The organism is Shewanella litorisediminis (assembly GCF_016834455.1).
Taxonomy (GTDB): domain Bacteria; phylum Pseudomonadota; class Gammaproteobacteria; order Enterobacterales; family Shewanellaceae; genus Shewanella; species Shewanella litorisediminis.
Window position 1 is genome coordinate 2,807,561 of the sequence record NZ_CP069213.1, and the last position, 19,436, is coordinate 2,826,996.

General features: G+C 47.7%; 16 protein-coding genes. 6 read left to right on the forward strand and 10 right to left on the reverse strand.

The genetic code is table 11. The annotated features are described in order from the left end of the window. Positions 1 to 4: 4 nt before the first annotated feature. From JQC75_RS12330 to JQC75_RS12365, 8 genes are all read right to left on the reverse strand, one after another. Positions 5 to 3,109, reverse strand: coding sequence for a type III restriction-modification system endonuclease (locus tag JQC75_RS12330; protein ID WP_203324376.1), 3,105 nt, complete (start codon positions 3,107 to 3,109; stop codon positions 5 to 7). Positions 3,110 to 3,121: 12 nt separating this feature from the next. After that, a complete protein-coding gene (locus tag JQC75_RS12335) occupies positions 3,122 to 5,116 on the reverse strand; it encodes a site-specific DNA-methyltransferase (protein ID WP_203324377.1) in 1,995 nt (664 codons plus the stop codon). A gap of 73 nt (positions 5,117 to 5,189) precedes the next feature. Further along, a complete protein-coding gene (locus JQC75_RS12340; RefSeq protein ID WP_203324378.1) occupies positions 5,190 to 7,883 on the reverse strand; it encodes an ATP-binding domain-containing protein in 2,694 nt (897 codons plus the stop codon). Beyond that, positions 7,880 to 8,581: a DUF4391 domain-containing protein gene (locus tag JQC75_RS12345; protein ID WP_203324379.1), complete on the reverse strand. Its 702-nt coding sequence runs from the start codon at positions 8,579 to 8,581 to the stop codon at positions 7,880 to 7,882. Before JQC75_RS12345 ends, JQC75_RS12340 begins: the two co-directional genes overlap by 4 nt. Continuing rightward, the gene (locus tag JQC75_RS12350) at positions 8,578 to 11,877 is read right to left on the reverse strand and encodes a helicase-related protein (RefSeq protein ID WP_203324380.1); all 3,300 of its coding nucleotides are present in this window, start codon (positions 11,875 to 11,877) and stop codon (positions 8,578 to 8,580) included. The genes JQC75_RS12345 and JQC75_RS12350 overlap by 4 nt, the downstream gene beginning before the upstream one ends. 106 nt (positions 11,878 to 11,983) lie before the next feature. After that, complete coding sequence (locus JQC75_RS12355; protein WP_203324381.1) at positions 11,984 to 12,913, reverse strand: restriction endonuclease; 930 nt, start codon at positions 12,911 to 12,913, stop codon at positions 11,984 to 11,986. 223 nt (positions 12,914 to 13,136) lie between these two features. Beyond that, entirely contained in the window at positions 13,137 to 13,328 is a 192-nt protein-coding gene (locus JQC75_RS12360; RefSeq protein ID WP_203324382.1) for an AlpA family phage regulatory protein, read from the reverse strand. Between the two features lie 174 nt (positions 13,329 to 13,502). After that, positions 13,503 to 13,712 (reverse strand): helix-turn-helix transcriptional regulator, encoded by a 210-nt coding sequence (locus JQC75_RS12365; RefSeq protein WP_203324383.1) that lies wholly within the window; start codon positions 13,710 to 13,712, stop codon positions 13,503 to 13,505. Positions 13,713 to 13,912: 200 nt separating this feature from the next. Here JQC75_RS12365 and radC point away from each other — a divergent pair, with 200 nt between their 5' ends. From radC to JQC75_RS12390, 5 genes are all read left to right on the forward strand, one after another. Beyond that, positions 13,913 to 14,386, forward strand: a complete 474-nt coding sequence (gene radC / locus JQC75_RS12370; protein WP_203324384.1) for a RadC family protein — start codon at positions 13,913 to 13,915, stop codon at positions 14,384 to 14,386. Positions 14,387 to 14,613: 227 nt separating this feature from the next. Beyond that, positions 14,614 to 14,976: a hypothetical protein gene (locus tag JQC75_RS12375; protein WP_203324385.1), complete on the forward strand. Its 363-nt coding sequence runs from the start codon at positions 14,614 to 14,616 to the stop codon at positions 14,974 to 14,976. A 108-nt stretch (positions 14,977 to 15,084) separates the two neighbouring features. Continuing rightward, positions 15,085 to 15,504: a DUF2787 family protein gene (locus JQC75_RS12380; RefSeq protein ID WP_203324386.1), complete on the forward strand. Its 420-nt coding sequence runs from the start codon at positions 15,085 to 15,087 to the stop codon at positions 15,502 to 15,504. 231 nt (positions 15,505 to 15,735) lie between these two features. Then, positions 15,736 to 16,296: a tyrosine-type recombinase/integrase gene (locus JQC75_RS12385; RefSeq protein WP_203324387.1), complete on the forward strand. Its 561-nt coding sequence runs from the start codon at positions 15,736 to 15,738 to the stop codon at positions 16,294 to 16,296. A gap of 212 nt (positions 16,297 to 16,508) precedes the next feature. Beyond that, positions 16,509 to 17,234: a lecithin retinol acyltransferase family protein gene (locus tag JQC75_RS12390; protein ID WP_203324388.1), complete on the forward strand. Its 726-nt coding sequence runs from the start codon at positions 16,509 to 16,511 to the stop codon at positions 17,232 to 17,234. Positions 17,235 to 17,272: 38 nt separating this feature from the next. Here JQC75_RS12390 and JQC75_RS12395 read toward each other — a convergent pair whose 3' ends face one another. Further along, entirely contained in the window at positions 17,273 to 17,872 is a 600-nt protein-coding gene (locus tag JQC75_RS12395) for an inovirus Gp2 family protein (protein ID WP_203324389.1), read from the reverse strand. Positions 17,873 to 18,038: 166 nt separating this feature from the next. Beyond that, positions 18,039 to 18,236: a hypothetical protein gene (locus tag JQC75_RS12400; RefSeq protein ID WP_203324390.1), complete on the reverse strand. Its 198-nt coding sequence runs from the start codon at positions 18,234 to 18,236 to the stop codon at positions 18,039 to 18,041. 91 nt (positions 18,237 to 18,327) lie between these two features. On the opposite strand from JQC75_RS12400, the gene JQC75_RS12405 reads away from it, so the two are divergent. Beyond that, complete coding sequence (locus tag JQC75_RS12405) at positions 18,328 to 19,257, forward strand: hypothetical protein (RefSeq protein WP_203324391.1); 930 nt, start codon at positions 18,328 to 18,330, stop codon at positions 19,255 to 19,257. The last annotated feature ends 179 nt before the right edge of the window (positions 19,258 to 19,436 follow it).

The window sequence follows — 19,436 nt, forward strand, 5'->3', positions numbered from 1 at the left end:
TCTGTCAGCGAACTAAGTCCATCAAGCTCTTAAAGTTGTCCACAACGCTGTAAGAAACATTTTTGGAGGCAATTTCAGCATTAAGCTTGTTGAAAAAACGCTGAGCACATTCAATTTTTGCCTCCTCCATGCCCTTGAGCTGGAGTGATGCCATGGACCCTTTCGTTTCCGCAACGAAGTAGACATGTTTCACAGCCCCCTCTTCGAATGCGATGGCCCAATCCGGGTTATAGTTACCAACCGGAGTCGGAATAAAGAAACCTTTGGGTAACTTGGCGTAGACACTGACCTCTTTTGCCAGCTCCAATCCACCTTGCTCATCTGATTTGGTATCACCAAACACAAACTTCCGCTCAACCTCTGAATCAGTCACCAGGTAGTCATAGATATGCTTTTTCAGTGGATTACCTGCATTTGTGAAGTCTTGCTTGACCTGACCAGCGGTAAAGATTGAGGTATCAAACCTTTCTTCCAGCAGATCATAGGTCAGATGCTCAACGACCATAGTCGCCTTTTGCTCATTAATGAGCAGCGCCGCCTTACTGATAAAATCTTCCGGATTGTGCCTGAATTGGGCAAAAACCGTGGGATCTATTTTTTGCAGAATGGCAGCAACCGTACTGCGTTTGAGTTTAGTCAGCTCACTTATCTTACCCAGCAGATCATATTTCACCGACGAGTGGACCGAGTGTTGGTACTCCTCACGCTCAGTCTCTGAAACCATAAAACCCTGTCCCGCCTTAAGCTGCTCGACAGTCGTCGAATCAACTTGTTCACCCCGAACAATGTTGAAGTGCAATTTTTCCACCCGTAGCTTGGCATCCAGTGCACGACTCGCTTTATTAACAAGTTCACTTGAATCAAACTCAACCTGATAGATAGCTTTATGGTTAATTCTTGACCAGAGCTCTTGGAACTCCTTTTTATCGAAATTACTGTTGAGCGGGTTTATCTTTCCTTTACGGTCATCACCCACATCAGGCAAGCGCTTATCACTATAGACGGCATCCAACATAATGACTATCTGATCGGCAAACGGCTGCAGTTCCTCTGGCAATTGTGCCAAGGTACCTTCTTCTTTTGCCTTCAAATAGGTATCGGTAATTCGGTCCTGCTCATCGGTGTAATCATTCTTAACCAGATAACGTTCTATCTTTCTGGCCATCTCTTCGGAGATCTTGATATCGCCTTGCTCTGTATGCAGCACCAAACCTGTAAAATATTTCGCATTCGCTTTCTGTGGTCTTTCAGAAAGCGAATCACTGATGTCTCTTTGTAAGGCTGCGACGAAATCCTTATAGCTCTCACTCGCCACAACCGTTAAGCGGTTAATATCATGGACTCGTAGAGGGTCATCCATGCGGTCACCAAACTGGTTCACCGCCAAGCGTAAACCCCGGCCCACTTCCTGGCGGCGTGAAATGGTGTTGTCACTGTGCTTAAGGGTACAGATCACAAACACGTTCGGGTTATCCCAGCCTTCACGCAACGCGGAATGGGAGAAGATAAACCGAGTCGGTTCAGAAAAACTCAGCAGTCTCTCTTTGTTTTTAAGGATCAGGTCATAGGCATCAACGTCGTCTGTTTCTGTCGCCTTTTTGCCAACCACCGGGTCAACCAAGCGTTTTGACTTTTTGTCGATAGAAAAATAACCATCATGGGTTTTCTCAACCGCAATTTCCTTCAGGTAGGTCTGATATTCGCCATCAAATAACCCAAGGTGATTGTCTCGCTCCTGCAGGTATTCTTCTTCGAATATCCGGGCGTATTCACCCTTCTCATCCGCCGCTGAATAATCGCGGTACTTGGCCACTTCATCTATGAAGAATAAGCTCAACACCTTGATGCCTTGCCCAAACAACTGACGCTCTTTCTCAAAGTGTGCTTTAACCGCCTCACGGATCTGCATCCGGCGCAGCGCCGACTCACTGACATCTCCACAGGCATCACCGGCGGTCAGCTCAATGCCATTGGTAAAGCTGATGGTATCGGTATTCGCGTTAATGTCTGAGACAACGAATCCCTGATACTGGTCAAGTCCGTTGGACTGCTCAAACAAGTTGTAACCCTTGTTAACCTTGCGGACCTCACGTTTTATCCCCCCACTGGCCAGGCTAACTTCAAACTCGAGGCGTGCGACCGGTGCTTTTTTCGCTGAAACCTCTATCTGTTCCAAATAGAGGTATGCATTGGTACCGTCAAGCCCTTTGGTTGTGATACCTCGCACAGCAATTTTCTTTACCAGCTTCTGGTTGTAGGCATCCAGCGCGTCGAGACGAAATACCTTGTTATGCTCAGTCTTGTGCGTAGCTGAATAGCGCAGCATAAATAGCGGGTTAAACTCGGCAAAAGAGTCTAGGGTCTTCGTGCCCTCCATCTTCTGCGGCTCATCGAGGATCATAATAGGGCGATTAGCCTTGATGATATCGATGGGCTTTCGCGATTGAAAACTGTCCAGCCCTTCGAGCACCTTGGTACCATCGGCAAGCGTTCGCTCCTGACCATAGATCCGACGTGCATCGGCTCCCCGGGCGTTGAAGGCTTGTACGTTGATGACCATGACATTGATGCCGCCATCAGATGAGAAGGTTTCAAGCTCATGCAATTGCTTGGAGTTATAAATAAAGAAGCGGGCTTTTTTGTGGTAATCCTCAAGGAAATGCTCAGCGGTGATTTGCAGCGACTTATACACGCCTTCGCGGATCGCAATACTGGGCACAACAATAATGAACTTGCTCCAACCGTACTGCTTGTTGAGCTCGAAAATGGTTTTCACATAGCAGTAGGTTTTACCGGTACCGGTTTCCATTTCGATATCCAGGTTAACCGGGCTTGCTTTAGTCGCAACCAGTTTAGTGGATTGTGGTAAATACTGCCGGGCCTGCACCGCCTGAATATTAGCCAAAAGCTGATCGCTGGTTAACTGCAATTCCGCGTTTTTAAAGCCCTCGTCAACCACAACCGTTGAACCAATATGCCCCTTGGCATCCAAGCCGGGATCTATTCTGTACCGGCGCGCCGCGTCATCGCGCCGCTGACCTTTAAAGCAATCAACGACAGCCTGAACCGAGTTGGCCTGATAGGCCTGGTGTTTAAACTTGAGTTTCATCACCTCACCCCGTTAGATAGTCTTAACATCGGTGGTGGGGCTTAACTGCTTAAGCAACTGCTCCACGTTGATTTTGGCAGCATCAGAGGCAAAGCCCGCATCGCGGAACACCAGTCGCAGCGGTGAAAAAGCCGCTAACGCTTTGATGAAAGCTTCATTCACAGCCCCGGTTTTATCAAAACAGGCTACCAGGGCACCGTGGCAGTTATTCGAGTCGGCATCGACAAAGAAAACTGTCTTACCGGCAATGGTTTCATGGCGAATGGGCAGTGCAAGATCTACTCCCCAGTCCAACATGACCTGGAACAGCAGATCCTCTTCTGTACGATCTTCTTTAACATTTTCGACTTGAGCAAACAGATCGGTTTGCGCAATCGCATCAGGATTGTAGTACACCTCTGACATATTGGACGAGTCAATTTTAAGGACGCGGAAGCCTATATCCTGGTTCCACTTATCATGACATGCCCCAGACAGCACACTTTTCCCGGCGCGACGGATGCGTTCACGGCTGACTTCGGGAATGGTCTCGAATCCAGCTTGAAACGCAGCGGACTTCTCACTCGTCTTCTCATCCAACTGAACCATCACAAATCTTCGGTTGCCACCGTCAGTCGCGTTTTGCAGCATGACCGAGTGCGCTGTTGTAGAAGAACCAGCAAAAAAATCGACAACGATGTCGTCGCTCTCAGTTAACATTTCGACCACTTCCTGAAGCACGATCTCGTCTTTCGGAAAGTCGAACAGATCACCATCCATGAGAGCACGCAACCGTTTTGAAGCTGCACGTCCATCCTGATAAAACACGCTGTACGGCGTTTGCTGTTCTTTGTCCTTTAGGTACGACTTGATGCAAGGCACAGAGTTTTCATCATCTCCAAAATGCACGCGATCCTCATCTACCCATTCCTGCATGCGTTTGGGATCGCTAGTCATCCAGCCCCTAGAAGGTACTTTAACGGGCTTCTTTGTAATGGGGTGAAGCACCTCGTATTTTGGTCCACCACCGCCTGGCCACGAAATATCTGCTGCGAAGTAGATCCCACGCTTATCTATGTTGTTGTAGTGCTTGTGATTTTTTGATGGATGGCCATCAGCGAGAGACCGATACCACTCCCTCAACCCCTCAGTCATAACCTTGTAATCGTTGACATTTTGGCGTTTCAAACGTTCAAACTGAGCGTAGATTTCATCCAAGCCTTTCTTGCGCTGCCGCCATGTAACTTGCTTAGCACGCAAATATTCGACATCGCGGGCATAGCACACAATGTATTCGTGGGAAACAGACACTAACCGTGAATCATTTTTCCGCCCAGCAGCCCATACCATATCAGCGACGAAATTGGACTGACCGAATATTTCGTCCATTATCAAGCGCAACCTGGGGTGCTCGCCTTCATCGCAGGAAACAAAGATGGCACCGTCCTGTCTGAGCATATTTTTGGCCAACCGAATGCGTGGTGCAATCATGGTGAGCCAATTGGAATGGAAGCGACCATTATCTTCCAAATTGGCAACTAGGCGAACACCTTCATCGCTGCGATCGCCCGATGCGACTTGATGTGAAATCTGATCAGATGCGAAAGTATCCTTGTAAATAAAGTCCTTTCCTGTGTTGTATGGTGGGTCGATATAGATCAGCTTGACCTTGCCGAGATATGTCTCCTGCAACAACTTAAGCGCGTCGAGGTTATCACCTTCGATAAACAGGTTCTTGGTGGTATCGAAGTCCACGCTTTCTTCCCGACAAGGCCGCAGCGTCTTGGCAATCGGTGCATTAGCAGTTAGCAGCGCTTCGCGCTTGCCGGGCCAGTTGAGCTCATAACGCTCCTGTGGCCCGTCGACGATATGGTCCGAGAGCTCCTGTTTAAGCAGATCGAAATCGATGGCCTGTTTGAGTTTGCCATCTTTACCCCGTAATTCGGTTACGCAATTCGGAAACAAGGCCGCCAATTGCTCGATATTCTGCGCCACCAGATTGGGGCTATGCATTTTTAACTTTTCCATTGTCGTTCCTTTAAGTACCACGCAGCTTTTACTTTGCATGGCAGACTATCTGTGTAAATTAACTTAGCTATGTTCAATCGGCTTGCTGCCAGCGTTGGCAGAAATGCGTCCGAAGACTTTCGATGCTTGCTGGCAAGCATGTCTGGCAGGTTACGCCCAGATAAGTAGCCGCACGGGTCGTCCCGACATACAGGTATTTATCAAACAAGGCTGGTTGTTGTGCAGAAAGCTGATCAATGCCGATAAAAAACACCGCTTCAAACTCCAGCCCTTTGATGTGTTGGATATCGAATACCCGCACACTGCTCTCCTGCCCTACTGCCTGGCCCTCATGACAGGCAACCACCTGAATGTTGTGTTCGGCCAATACCCGGTCCAGCGCTGCAGCGACAGGTGATACCTCACTCTCGCTGTTAACGAATATTGCGGTTGACGGTAGCTCGCCAACAAACTGCTCAATTTCACGGATACGATCCGCAAGCCAATTAACGACACTGTCTGTCGTCGCGGCGTCTTCCAGCAGCGCTGGGGCAACCCCGGTGTTATCCATATGGGCCGGTAAACTGGCGTGTTGCTCGTTACCGCCCATCACCCGGATCATGGCATGAGCCAATTCGTTCAATTGCTGACTTTGGCGGTAGGTAATGGAGACTTCTTTGATGTCAATGTCAGGGTAAAGCCATTTTAATTCGTTAACTGAGCGTGCCCCCCACGTGGTGAGACGTTGGTTAAAGTCGCCACAGGCAAAGAATGAACGCAGCTGAGGGTGAGCCAGTGCGGCCATACAGGCTAGCTGAACAGGTGAGAAATCCGTTGCTTCATCCACCAGAATTTGGTTGCAGTAATGCCCTAATACAGGCTTCAGTGATGACCATGCTGGGGCATCTATGTCACGCAGCACATTAGGGCGACTCAACAATTCCCATGCAGACCGCAGGCTTGCAAGTAAGACGATGTCGAGCTCCAAAGGATGGATATCACGTGCATCAAAACTGCCTTCCTGATACCAACGATTTGCTGGTTGGCTTTCACGCCTGAAAGCACGATATCGTTTGGGCATCCCGTCGAGGTAACGTTTTACCGGGTTAATGAAACGACGCGCACTGGTCTGTATCAGAAGGCTTGCACCGACTTCAGCACTATCAGCCTGCGTTAGGCCCCGCTCCCCCAGCCACTCAATTATCTTGCCATTACGCGAGTTTTTACTTAGTGCACGTTTTGAAGCTGTAGCCTTGGCATGAGCACTGACCGCAGCGTTGTATGCGGCGATCATTTTTTCTACCGGAGTTTTTTGCGCTAAGAGCTCCTCTTCATCTTCATCCAGGTCTTCATCAAACTCAGCAGTGTTTGCTTGCTGTTGCAAACTATCAACAAAGACACCAAAGCTCGACTTAAAGTTGTTGTCACGGTTTAACTGGAGATTCAAAGAGGCTCTTATCTTCTTATCCGAGGCCTCTTTCAGACTACTTACAATAGCTTGTATTTTCGGGATCTCTTGTACCAGTAAGCTGAATATGGAGGCCATTGAACCTTCAGCCTCCTTTGACACAATGCCTTGAAGACGCGAGCCCAGTTGATTGACGTTGGGGATTTGAGTGCCGGTCAGCAGATCCGCAGCATCTCGCAACTCCTGAACGAAGGTATTAAGCTGCCAGGTGTTGAACTCATTAAACCATTGAATAGGTTGTTCTATTGCTGATTGCAGCAGATTATTCAAACTGTCTCGAAGAATAAAACCGCTACCGGAAGAGGTACGAAGAACACTAAATGTGCCTCGGGCCAGCTCTCTTTGATAGTCACGCCATGTTTTGATGTTTTGATCGGGAGCGGCAACACCTTCCCGTGCAAACGCTTCTTTGAGGTACTGCTTGAGCAACTCCGTTGGGGTAAACATAAGCCAGCTGTGGGTATGAGCCTTCCCTTGCTTGGAGACGATAGTTTCTATTAAGTGTTGTTCTGACTCATCCAGAAAGGCAGCATCCAGCTTTTGGCCCAGACGGCGGATCAGGGTCGTGGTTTTACCCGTACCTGGTGGGCCTAAAATCAGCAAGCGCTGGTCTAATGGAAGACGAAAAATTTCGTCCTGATATTGGTCGAGGATGGGCTGATCCCTAAGCCCCATCTTAGTGATAACGCTACGACGGAGGCCTTCTACTATATTCGTTGTCGCCCCCTCCTCAGCCAGCAACTGACTCAGAATGTCTTCGGTGACCTCTTCTCCAACGACCTTAGTTAAAAGCGCTCTTAGCGATTCAACCGTAAAAGGCCCAAAATCTTCAGCCTCCACAACTGTGTTTCGTGCGTCCCAGCCTTCTGGCGTGATGTTCGGACTCAGTGTGGAGCGAGCAAGGACCTCAAAAACAGAGCCATCCGGAATCGTAATCGTACTTCCAATATCCAGAGACGCTAAACGGCCTAAAGGAGCTCGATAGCTGACCATATTTGGAATGCCCGATAACGCTGTCGTTCGGCATATATAGAAGGTTCGCTCATTCCCTTCTTTATCGCCAACAACAACACGAGCAATGGCCGGTTCTTTGGACAGCGTGTAGTAACTATCGCGATTTGCTTGGCTAATCTTTCCTAAAGATTGGAGAGCTTCGCTTGCCATCAATGTATTGACACTTGCCAACGACTCGGAACCAAGCATGTGCGCGGCTTGTAATTTGTTCTTAGCCGTCTCAGAAATGCGTTCAAACTGTCCTAACACTTCCTCCGCTACAAATTCGATATGTTGCCTTGGCGCATCTTTTAGATCCAGCGTCATACATCCTTCCTGTCAGTCAATTGTTCAAGCTCATTTGTCAGCTGCCGCAGTACGGCATTCATCTCCACCCTGCGGTTGAATTGCCTTTCTTTGGCAAGCTTACCGGCAATCTTTTCAATCTCACGCTGCTTTGACTTTACAAGAGCAATCCGCTCAATCAGCTCAGCCAGGGTTTCATGCGTTCGTGCTGAAACCGGGAACAGTCGCATCAGGATCTGCTCGTAAAGTACTGCCAAATTTAATACTGTTGGCATGGAAGCTCTGACACTATCGCTTGGCAACCAGGCTGTGGCGAAGTAATCCGTCACAACCCAGCGATTAGCATCTGCATGATGTGGGCGTTTGTACGCCGCAACCACTTGTGTTCTGCCAGCAAAACTCAGTTCAAAGATAATCGGATACGGTATTGCGCCATCAATGCAGCGCAGTACATCCCAATGCAGCTCTGGCGTTTTAAGCTGAATACTAAATATTTGCAGTTCCGGCACATCAGGTTTGGCCGGCAGGTTGATGGTTTCCGGCGCAAGCTTGTATTGCCAGACTATCTGCTCAACCTGTTCAATAAACAGCTCTTTTTGCTTGGTATTTGCGCTGCTGTGCTCATAAATCTTGTTTTTTGGCACCACACGCCCAAATTCAGCCTTTTTGGGATAGCTAATCAAGGCAGTCTTGGCAACTGCCGCCAGAGCATGACTCATTCAGTCTCCTGAATAACCAAAAAGGTAATAAGCTCAAAGTCATCCAATCCTGCGATAGTGTTAGTCAGCGCTGAGGTTTTACCTGAGCTGAAAAGGCTATCGAGGTCTTTTTCTGCTTTTACTTCGATCATCGAGCGGATTGTCATACCCAGAAGTTCCGAGTAACGCTGCATGTCTCTGCCATCATTGGTTTCTTTGTTGAAGGACTGACAGGCAATAGCAACGGGCAGTGCCTGCCCCTTGCAGCCACTGCGGACCAAGTCAAGCAGACGCTTTACTTCTGTATGATCGCTAATTACCTTACCGTTGCGCGCAATGTAGACAAGATAATAAGGATGCAATCTGTTATGTTGGTTCACATTCACGTCAGGATTGCGATTTCGCAGGGTAAAAATAACCCCAGGCTCAAGGCCTAATGCGGGGTTTGCTGAAACGACAGCATGCATCCCGTTAGGTATGTGCCTGGGTTCACCGTGTGCTTTTACATAGTTGAGCAAATCCATCCTGAAGTCGTTGAGTCCAAGGTCAGTTATTGACACGCCAGTTTTGAGATCTTCGAGCTCAATAACCTCTTCCTGAAGGCGCCTCAGTTGTTCTTTACGGTAAGTAACATCATTTGCCTGCGCCGAGAGCACGTTATCATCACCCGTTGCCGTAACGTCAGCGATCATCATCCGGCTCTCAACCCGTTCTTTCAAGTTGATATACTCGTCAAGCGTGATATCCGGCCAGTAGTTAACCAATTGAATACTGGTATTCAGCGAACCAATACGATCAACGCGCCCGAACCGCTGAATAATGCGAACAGGGTTCCAGTGGATGTCATAGTTAATCAGGTAGTCACAATCCTGAAGGTTTTGACCTTCGGAAATACAGTCGGTACCAATAAGCAGGTCGATTTCTGCTGGTTCGTTAGGCAGTACAACGGCCTTTTCCTTTGAGCGTGGTGAAAATAGCGTCAGTAATTCCTGAAAATCATAACTTTTCTTTAAATGGCTGTTCTTTAGCGTTGATTGCGGCGCTCCTTTACCTGTTACTTTAGCGCTGTGCAAAGCCTGGCTTGCCAATAACTCGGGAGCCAAGTTGGCATACAGATAATCAGCGGTGTCTGCAAACGCAGTGAAGATCAATATCTTCTTATTGCCGGGATTCATCGGCGCATTGATTTTACTTAACACCAAGGCCTTCAGGTGTTGTAGCTTTGCATCATCGGCTGGTGTAATTTTGTTCATCGATGTCAACAGTGCATCGATGATTTCCAAGTCAACTTTCAGCTCATGCTCCCACGACGGTAAGTCCATGTCTGCAAGGCTGATTTTAATCTTCCCGCCAATCTCGTTATCACCAATCAACGGGAGATCGTCATCGTCGGCGTCCAGATTTTCCAGCTGCTCAGTCAAATCTCCCACGCTGTAGCCATTGCCAGCAATACCACGGTTCTGATTGAATGCACTGATCTTATCCAAAGTATTCACATGGTTTGAACGCAGGGATTGGAGCGTTAACCTGAAGGACTCGATGGAACTTTCCAAGCGCTTCAGCAGGTTTGTGGTCATTAAAGCCTGTAGACTTCTTTCGCGGTCCGCTTGCCTGAGCTTACCTTTACCCCCACCAACCTGAGTGTCGTACATCTCTTCATATTTTCTGAGTCGACTTGGGAGGATGTAGCTAATCGGCGCATATACCGCGAGCTTGAGCAAGGATAATTGCCCAAAAATCTCATTAAAGCTCATCACATCGGTTCGATTTGTGAGCTGGCAGTGAAATGATAAAGGTTTACGACGCTCAGGGAATTGGCCTATATCCTTGGTATCGTAAAAAGTTTGGATGTGCTTTCGTGAGCGCGCAATCGTGACGCTATCGAGCAACTCAAAGAAATCAAAATCCAACGAGTCAAGAATCGCCCGAGCGGTACGCTCTTCAGGTGGCAGTTTTACCCAAGCATTAAAACTCGCTTGAGCGCCACGAAAAATCTCCTCAACGGTCTTTTCAGTTCGCAGCCGCTTAGTGAGATTCTCGGACTCCCCCTCGTAGGCCAACGCCAACTGGTTACGAAGATCATTGAAACGGTTATTCACCGGTGTGGCTGAAAGCATCAGCACTTTGGTTTTTACGCCCTCCTTAATGACCTTGTTCATCAGCTTTTGATAACGGGTTTCTTTATCTTTATAGGCGTCGTTATTACGAAAGTTATGCGATTCATCTATCACCACTAGGTCATAGTTACCCCAGTTGATACGGTTCAATGGTGTGCCAAAGGACTCTCCGCTGGTGCGGCTTAAGTCGGTATGGCAAAGCACATCATAGTTGAAACGGTCACGCGCAAAGATATTCGTCTTGAGGTTACGGTTGTAATTCAGCCAGTTGTCTGCAAGCTTCTTTGGGCATAACACCAGCACAGACTTGTTGCGCAATTCGTAATATTTGACGACGGCCAAGGCAGTAAACGTTTTGCCCAAGCCTACGCTATCGGCCAGAATGCAGCCACTGTAGGTCTCAAGCTTGTTAATGATGCCAGTTGCCGCATCTCTCTGATAGTTAAATAGTTTCTTCCAAATTAGCGTTTCTTGGTAACCTGTTCGATCATTTGGTAACACATCTTCGTTAATATCATCTAAAAATTCATTGAAGATGTTGTACAGCATCAGAAAGTAGATGCTCTCTGGCGAGTTTTCCTGATATACGGACTCTATGTGTTCACATATCTGTGAGGTCACGTCTTCTAGTTTCTCTGGGTCCTGCCATATCTGATTAAACAGATTGAGGTAGGTAGCTGTAAACGTTGGCTCATCCATTTTGTTGACGAAGTTGGAGACTGCATTGCCTGGCTGATAGCCAAGATCTACGGCGGTAAATCCATGCAATGGCATGTAAGCCGTCACTTCGTCGCTGGTTTGAACACTGGCAAACTGCTGCATCGGGGCCTTACTGCGATTGGACCTGAACTTTGCCTTACGCCTCATCCAGTCCGCACATTCTTTGGCAATCGCTCGCTGAGTGAGTTTATTGCGAAGCTGAATCTCGAACTCGCTCCCATATAGGCTTCGCTCCCGGTCAGCTTTTGGAATGTGAAACTCTCTGCGCTCCTTACGGATCTTATCGGTCACCTCATTGGCGGTAAACGTTGGCGAGGTAAAGATAAATTGAAGCTCGTCAATCTTTTCCAGTTCAGCTTTCAACGCTTCGAACGCATACATAGAGAAACAAGAAGCGGCGATTTTCAGCCTAGCACCTGGTTTAAGGGTCTGCCGTAGGTCATCACCAAGTAGCCGATTAATGTTATCTATCAGTTCCATTGAAACCTCGCCTTTGTTATTCCAGTATTTGTTGAGCGTTGCTTTGGGCTTAAATTTTAAAGTGGAGACTTACAAGGAAATAAGAACAACCCTTAACATGGCTCCACTACTCTTCTGCAAAATAATCCGAATCTATAGCCTTTACGGCATATAGCTCGCGGGTCGATACGCCGACATTATGCTCTATCATCAGCGCCGCGAGTTCGCGCCCATCGATGAGCACGATGCGCTTTTCAATCATGGAGACGAATTCTCGGGCATCTTTGCTGAAACTGGAGGTAGTAATAAATACCCCTTTGCGGGCGCGGTGCATATCCAGCGCGCCAGCGAAGGCTTGAATGTCTGGCCTGCCAATCGTGTTATCACGGTAGCGTTTGGCTTGCAGGTAGATGGAATCAAGCCCGAGCTTATCTTCCTTGAGGATGCCATCAATACCGCCATCGTTACTGTACTGAGTCGCCTGCCCTGCATCCTTTTGGCTGCCGCCATAGCCCATGGCCAGCATTAAGTCGACGACCAGTTGCTCAAAGAACTTGGGCGAAAGACTGTGGATTTGCTCCAGCAGTTCATCGGCAAGTGCAGAGTTCAGGGCAGCAAAGGCTTTTGATATTTGCTCAGAAGGTGTAAGAGTCGAGTCGTCTACGGTTTCAGGAGGTTTGGCTTTTAATGATTGCGATGTAGTCTGGTTTGACATCTGTTTGTACTGAACAAACTCATCAAACTGACTTAAGTATTGGTTATTTACCTTGTGGCCAGAATGCAACGCCACCAGCCCTCGCTCTGTTATGCGACAAACGCCACGGCTTGGCTGCTCAAGAAGCATCGCTTTTACCAAATATTCCTTGGCCCATCCAACCCGGTTATAGACGTAGGTTTGTTTGCCACTTGGAAGCGTCAGCGCCAGTTGCTCATCACTGATACCATATACCGCTGCAGCTTCTGCTGTAATTTGGCGTAATGACTTGAGTTGACCGTCAGCAAGCACCTTCAGCACGGCTGGCATCATCTCTTCGTAGCTTGGAATTGTTTCGACCATCCCTGTGCCTCTTGTTAATTCTTAGATTAAGGTAGTGTTGTAAAAACTGCTCGTCATTGACATTCAAGCAATCAGTAACTGATTTATTGATTGGTGCCAGTGACTTAATCATCCTTAATACTGTTGGATGATTGTGCCAGACTCAGCGAACCGTATCCAGTGCGGCAGGCCACAGAATCCAGCTTTCCTTCAGCCATATCGACCCAAATAATGGCGTGATTAACTAGTCGCGATTCGTATCTTGTTTGCTGATTTTATCTGCTATCCATTCATCAATCTCTTCCTCACCCCAAGCAACCAGCCTCGGGCCAAGCTTCACTGGCCTGGGAAAGTAGCCAGCTGCCATGCAGTTGTTGATGGATGAGCCGCCTAGACCGGTACGTTCAGTGACTTGCTTCAATAGGATGAGTTTCATGCTTTGCTCCGGTTCAGACTCCGTGCCCCATGTTGGCAGACTATCTGGTCTGCCAACATGGTTTGTGAGTGAAGCGAGAGGCGAATGTATCGAGTAGATGAAAGGGATTCGTCATTCAAGTTTGACTAATAGATAACGTCGGCAACGCCCCTTTCAGTTGGCCTTAAAAGCCATCTATGCCGCCGCTTTAGATGTGTTTAGGTCATCATCTCTGGCCGCGATTCGCTCTTCAATCCAGTTCAGAACTTCCTCTTCAACCCAGCCGACAGAGCGTTCCCCCAGGGATACCGAGACCGGGAATTTGCCGTCGTTCATCAGACGGTAAACACTGGCACGGGACAGGGCGGTAAGGTTAAGTACTTCTTTCAATTTGATAAGTCTCATGATGAGCTCCGATTATTGAGTCATCACATATGCGGTGGCAGTAATTTTTAACTGCCCGATGCCAGGCACTGTTCCACTTCCTGCCTTCCAGTATCCCTCCTCCCCTATTCGTCCACCTTCGGCCTAGGTTTCGAAAGTTTTTCAGATATATATCCCCCCTGTGCATATACCCAACGTCTTGCCAAATCCATGGAGGCCCTATGCACAAATCCTTATCAACGCCTAAGGACTGCTGGTCACTGACCGCCAAGCAGATCCTCGAAACGGCGGCCAACATAGTCGCAGAGCGCTTTGTCCGCGAAGGCACCTTTAGCAATCCGCAAAGCACCAAGGAATTTTTGTCTTTCAAGCTCAACCAGCATGAGCGCGAAGTGTTTGCTGTGATGCTGCTCGATAGCCAGCACCAGCTGATTGCGTTTCGGGAGCTGTTTTTCGGCACCATCGATTGCGCCAGTGTCTACCCCCGCGAAGTGGTTAAGGCGGTGCTGGAGACTAATGCCGCAGCGGTGATATTTGCCCATAACCACCCCTCGGGCTCACCGGAACCCTCGCAGGCCGACCGCAAGATCACTGAGCGGCTGGTGGCCGCACTGCAGACGATTGATGTACCAGTACTGGACCACATCGTCATCGGCCAAGACTGTATCTCGTTTGCAGAACGCGGCTGGCTGTAACGGCTGCGGTTGCCGTCCACCAGCAAGCTCTCGCTCATCACCTATTGTGGGTTTCTTCACTGCCATGTTCCAGCTGGTAAGAGTGTTCCAAGTGCCTAGCGCATAACCCCTGCCCGCTCTGGTACCCCAAGCGGGACCAGAGCGCGGCAACCACACATCTAAAAGTTATCGACACACATCTACGGACATGAGCTCCCAGTCAGAGCCAATTCCATTAAGGAGTCATCATGATTGAGTTTACCGACAGTTTTTCTCAGGCTGCGGTAGCTGAGGCTTGCAGCGCCTCGCCGCAGCTGCTGAACCTGTTAGCCATCCAGCTCACGCTACCGGTGTTTTTCCGCCCGTTTGACGATGAGGGGCATATCACAGGCGCACCCGAGGTCAGGCCGCTCTGCAGTCTGCGTAAGACCGTGCTGTGGGTATCCGAGCGCGATCTGGTGGGGCATCTACCTAAAGAAATCACTTTTGTGCGCCAGAGTTGCACATGCAATGACTACGGCCAGCCTGAGGGCGAGTGGCAGCGGATCATCAACGGCGTTTACTACAACCACGGCAGTAACGAGTCACCCGACTGGCGCTGCCATACCTGAAGCAACCCGCTAACCCTATTAACAGCAACCCCAACTACCTCACTCACAGTTATCCCACACCCAGCTACCCCAACCCTAAACCATCGCCCATCGGGCCAAGGAGTTTTTATGACCATCATTCCCTACCCCCATCTCACCCTGCCAACTAGCTTCTATCAGCTGCTGGGCAGTTACCTGAATCAGCGTATTGAAGATATCGAAGACAGTGAAACCGACATGCTGACCTTGCATTTCCGGGATCCGGATTACAGCGCCGAGAATGGCGGCTTTCATCCGGTCGAGATTGGTCTTGAGCGAGAGGGCAAAGACTGGCAGCTGTGTTACCTCACCGACTTTGCCTGGTCAGGCGGACCGTTTCCGGAGCTGGAGAAAGAAATCGACTTTTGCTTCAGCGATGACCGGCTCTACCACAGCTTTATCGGCAGTTGTCATCTCACCCAGGCCAATGAGCTGCTGCAAACCTATCTGCAGAACTTCATCGGCTACGTCCAGAACGAAGTGTTCAAGGTTGAACTCAAGCTGCATTGAGCTTTGCTGCATTGAACTCTGGCGGTACTGAGATTTGGCTACGCCAGTTCACACAGCATGAAATCAAGGCCGTTTGCTGAGTGGGCACCGGGCGTTAGCTCAGGTGCTCAAAAAAGTATTGTGGGTACCTGCCAAGGCCCGTCCCATGCGGGTTTCACAAAGGCAGGTGCTCACAATGATGAAATAGCATTTTTTAGGAACCTGAGCCCATAGGGGCCTAAGGAGTGAACCATGAAGGAAGTCGATGCCATTAAAGATCATGACACCATCAAGCTTATCAGCTACCTGCTGGAGCGCCAGTGTGGTGAGCAGATGCGTGATGTGTGGGAAATAGGTCTCAACCTGGCGCTGCGGATAAGCGACTTGCTGGCTATCCGCTTCAGCGACATCGAAGGTGATACCCTGCGGATCCAGGAGTGTAAAACCGGTAAACAAGCCAGGATAGTTCTCAACGCCAAAACCCGCGAGCGGATCGCCGCCATTCGGGCAGCACATCCGCTGCATGTGTACCTGTTTCAGTCGTACCGCAGTCAGGGAGCGGCTAACCGGCCACCCAGGCCACTGACGCGCCGCGCCGTGACCAAGGCATTTATGCTGGTGGGTGAAGAACTTAAGCTCGATCTCGGTACCCACTCAATGCGTAAGACCCGGGGCTATTGGTTGTATCAGCAGTGCAAGGACTTGGGCCGGGTGATGCGCATGTTGCGCCATCAATCCGAAGCCGTGACCTTAAGGTACATAGGGATCAGCCAACAGCAGGTCGATCAGGATTTCCTGCAACTGGAGATCTGAGCTAGTACATCTGAGTTCAGCGGTTACTCCCCGCAGCTCTGTCGTGTATAGCGGCCACTCTAGTCTCCACTACCAACCTATTACCACCGCAGCAACTGAGTTCGACCACCAGCAGTACCACTGATACCTCCCCATTTCCCCACTAACTCACTCAACTCGCACCGAGCAACCCAAACACTGTCTGGCATTTGTCGCCGGACCAAGGAGCTTTTATGCCTGCGTTTTTCCCCGGTGATCATCTGGTCACCAACATTGATATCCCCGGCTTAACCGAACATCATGGCCTCTATATTGGCCATGAAACACTTATTCACCTTAGCAAGGATGGCTCTATCACGGAAATATCACTGATAAGCTTTGCAGGAGAACAAGAAGCCCGCTGCATTGATACCGCCGAAGACAGCGAACGAGCTATCAGCCGAGCCAAGAGTAAACTTGGGCAGCACAATTACCAGCTGTTTCACAACAACTGCGAGCACTTCGTAAACTGGTGCCTGGATAAACCCTACTCATCCGATCAAGTCAGTAACCTCACCCACCTTGTCGCCCAGGGCATTGCCCGCAGCGGCCTGGCAGGTGAAGTCGGCAAACGGGTAGCTGGTGGGCCACTTGCCACCACCGCCCTGGTATCCACCAGCGCCAAACTGGCAGCCGACTATCTGGGCGCACCGAAGAAGGTCAGTACCTTGATTGGCTATCCAGGTGATATGGTCGCCAAACCGATTGAAACCCTCATCAACGGTGGCCGAGATACTCTCGATGACACCGTCCACCATCTGCAGCAAGCCGAATTTGGCGAAGCGGCAAAGGCATTGCTTACAGGCAGTGCCAAAACGCTAGCCAAAGCTACTATCGTGACGCCAGCAAAAGTCACCGGGCATGCCATCAAAACCGTTGCTGAGATCGGCAGGGATATCTGGTGGTGGCTGCGCTACTAACGAGCTAAATCAAGGGGAGAAGACCTCTCCCCCGTAACTTAAAACACATGAACCTTCTGGCTACAACCAAAATTCCGACATTCATCATCAAGGATCTTAGTTTTATTTTTTGCAAGATAATTAAGCGCACTGTCGACTGACTGTCGCTGAAGAAAGTATTCAGGCGAGTTTATATTTAGGTAAAACACATTTCTAACAAAGTGTGCGCAACCATCAACCTCTATTTCATTCAAACCTAAAGCTGAAGCCCAAGACTCTATTACCATCGAACTTAGATTGCAAAAATTTAAATCGAATACTCCCCACCCATAAAAAACATCCTTACTGACAACTAATGCCAGATGATAATGATAATTCCATGCTTCATCTTTCTCTCTGACCCAAATGTACCCAAATGTCAGTTTATGATAATAGCCTCCATCCGCCCTCTTTTTATCCATATATCGCTGAAGTCGATACTTCAATGAATCGAAGAAGCGTCTCATGTATGGATGATCATTCACGGTATAAATTTGTGGAAATCTCAAGTCAAACCGAAATACTGCCAATCTAGATGACAACATCAAACTCCGGTCAATCACACAATTAATCCGCGACTGGTAAACGGCATTATAAACCTTATTATTAGCAACTCTCATGACAAACTCCAAAAATTGTTACATACAAGAGTTCATCCATGTAAAAATAAACAGCAAAGTAAACTCAATACAATAGCATAATATTACCATACCGAAGACCAAAAATATTAAAATAGCACCAACCAAAGCGTCTAGCCCGATATTAAATTAAAAATAAACAAACAAATCATTTTGAAGTTAACCAGTAACAAACCTTATTATCCAACTGAAATAAATTAAAAACTGAAAGAACCAGACATAAGATCGGATTGAGAATGCCAATAACAGAAAGCACATCAAAAGTACCGCATCCATAGCCATAGCCATAGCCATAGCCATAGCCATAGCCATAGCCATAGCCATAGTCCGCCAAACCTGAGCTCACAAACAACCTGGCCCAACGTACAATACCGCTTGTAATACACCACAAAATTAGACTAATATCACTACATCAATCACCACTAAGTAGAAATTCAATGATTGCAAACAAAGATCACACAAGAAAGACAATTGATGAATTTTGCAAGAAACTCTCACTGAGAGAATCAAATGCTTGCATTAGATATCTTGGAAATTCTGTTGACTATAGTGATGTGGTTGCGTCACAGGAAAAACTATGTTCGATACTTTTTAACAACGCACTAGCTGACAACATGATGGATATGGGTCAGCTTTTAATTGGAAATAAAATTCAAGAACTTAAAGATTTTATAAATAAAAATATCATTCCTGAATCAAGAGTGTCATGGATAAAAGAAATTAAAAGCGAAGAGTTATTCTTCTTTTATTTTATTTTGTTCGATTATGAAAAAACTCACTTTCCGATATTGAAACCTAAAATTACTCCCATATCAAACTATGATTTCGTTAATTTATTCAGTCAAGCAGGGGATTATAATTTTCAAGTAAAAGATCGCGACTATGCTGACAGAATAATTTCATTCTTAGACTCTACAATTTGTCCAGTAGAAAGTAAGTTGGCACTATTAAATAACATTAGAAGTATTTATCACACTTATCTATCTGAAGACTTACTGTCAAATTGGCTGAATAATAGAGATGCCGAAAAAATATATTGGACCGAATCATATCTAAAACAGAAGTATAGTTTTAATATCGAGCAATGGTTAAACCTAAATCAAAAAATATATAGGATAAAAGCATTTATATTCTTTCTGTTTTATGGTGATAGCACTAGTGATAAAGAGCTTTTCAAAATAAAAATTAAAAAAGCATGGAGTCAAGCAAAGTTCAGAGGGCTTGATAATCGCAAAAAGCCTTTCAATATCGTCATGGATAAATCAATAAAAGATAAATTGGACTTTCTTTCAAATAGTCAAAATAGACCACGAAATGAAATCGTCGAAGAGTTAATTAATACTGCTTACAATGAGTTGAATAAGTGAATGTGCAATCAGGCGGCAAGGTAACCGTTTGCCGCCTGTCGTACTGTTCTAAACACATCCCCCCAACATTCACCACACCAATACACCTTTTAAAAACAAAATCTTGTAAAATCCAGGATTTTCCCGCCACTCGCCTTGCTGCGCATCTTAGCCATTTCTGTTTTGATCGACAGCGCTCA

Bases quoted from the DNA above. Each gene is read 5' to 3' on its own strand.
- JQC75_RS12330 (WP_203324376.1), bottom strand. From the start codon at position 3,109: ATGAAACTCAAGTTTAAACACCAGGCCTATCAGGCCAACTCGGTTCAG.
- JQC75_RS12335 (WP_203324377.1), bottom strand. From the start codon at position 5,116: ATGGAAAAGTTAAAAATGCATAGCCCCAATCTGGTGGCGCAGAATATC.
- JQC75_RS12340 (WP_203324378.1), bottom strand. From the start codon at position 7,883: ATGACGCTGGATCTAAAAGATGCGCCAAGGCAACATATCGAATTTGTA.
- JQC75_RS12345 (WP_203324379.1), bottom strand. From the start codon at position 8,581: ATGAGTCATGCTCTGGCGGCAGTTGCCAAGACTGCCTTGATTAGCTAT.
- JQC75_RS12350 (WP_203324380.1), bottom strand. From the start codon at position 11,877: ATGGAACTGATAGATAACATTAATCGGCTACTTGGTGATGACCTACGG.
- JQC75_RS12355 (WP_203324381.1), bottom strand. From the start codon at position 12,913: ATGGTCGAAACAATTCCAAGCTACGAAGAGATGATGCCAGCCGTGCTG.
- JQC75_RS12360 (WP_203324382.1), bottom strand. From the start codon at position 13,328: ATGAAACTCATCCTATTGAAGCAAGTCACTGAACGTACCGGTCTAGGC.
- JQC75_RS12365 (WP_203324383.1), bottom strand. From the start codon at position 13,712: ATGAGACTTATCAAATTGAAAGAAGTACTTAACCTTACCGCCCTGTCC.
- radC (WP_203324384.1), top strand. From the start codon at position 13,913: ATGCACAAATCCTTATCAACGCCTAAGGACTGCTGGTCACTGACCGCC.
- JQC75_RS12375 (WP_203324385.1), top strand. From the start codon at position 14,614: ATGATTGAGTTTACCGACAGTTTTTCTCAGGCTGCGGTAGCTGAGGCT.
- JQC75_RS12380 (WP_203324386.1), top strand. From the start codon at position 15,085: ATGACCATCATTCCCTACCCCCATCTCACCCTGCCAACTAGCTTCTAT.
- JQC75_RS12385 (WP_203324387.1), top strand. From the start codon at position 15,736: ATGAAGGAAGTCGATGCCATTAAAGATCATGACACCATCAAGCTTATC.
- JQC75_RS12390 (WP_203324388.1), top strand. From the start codon at position 16,509: ATGCCTGCGTTTTTCCCCGGTGATCATCTGGTCACCAACATTGATATC.
- JQC75_RS12395 (WP_203324389.1), bottom strand. From the start codon at position 17,872: ATGAGAGTTGCTAATAATAAGGTTTATAATGCCGTTTACCAGTCGCGG.
- JQC75_RS12405 (WP_203324391.1), top strand. From the start codon at position 18,328: ATGATTGCAAACAAAGATCACACAAGAAAGACAATTGATGAATTTTGC.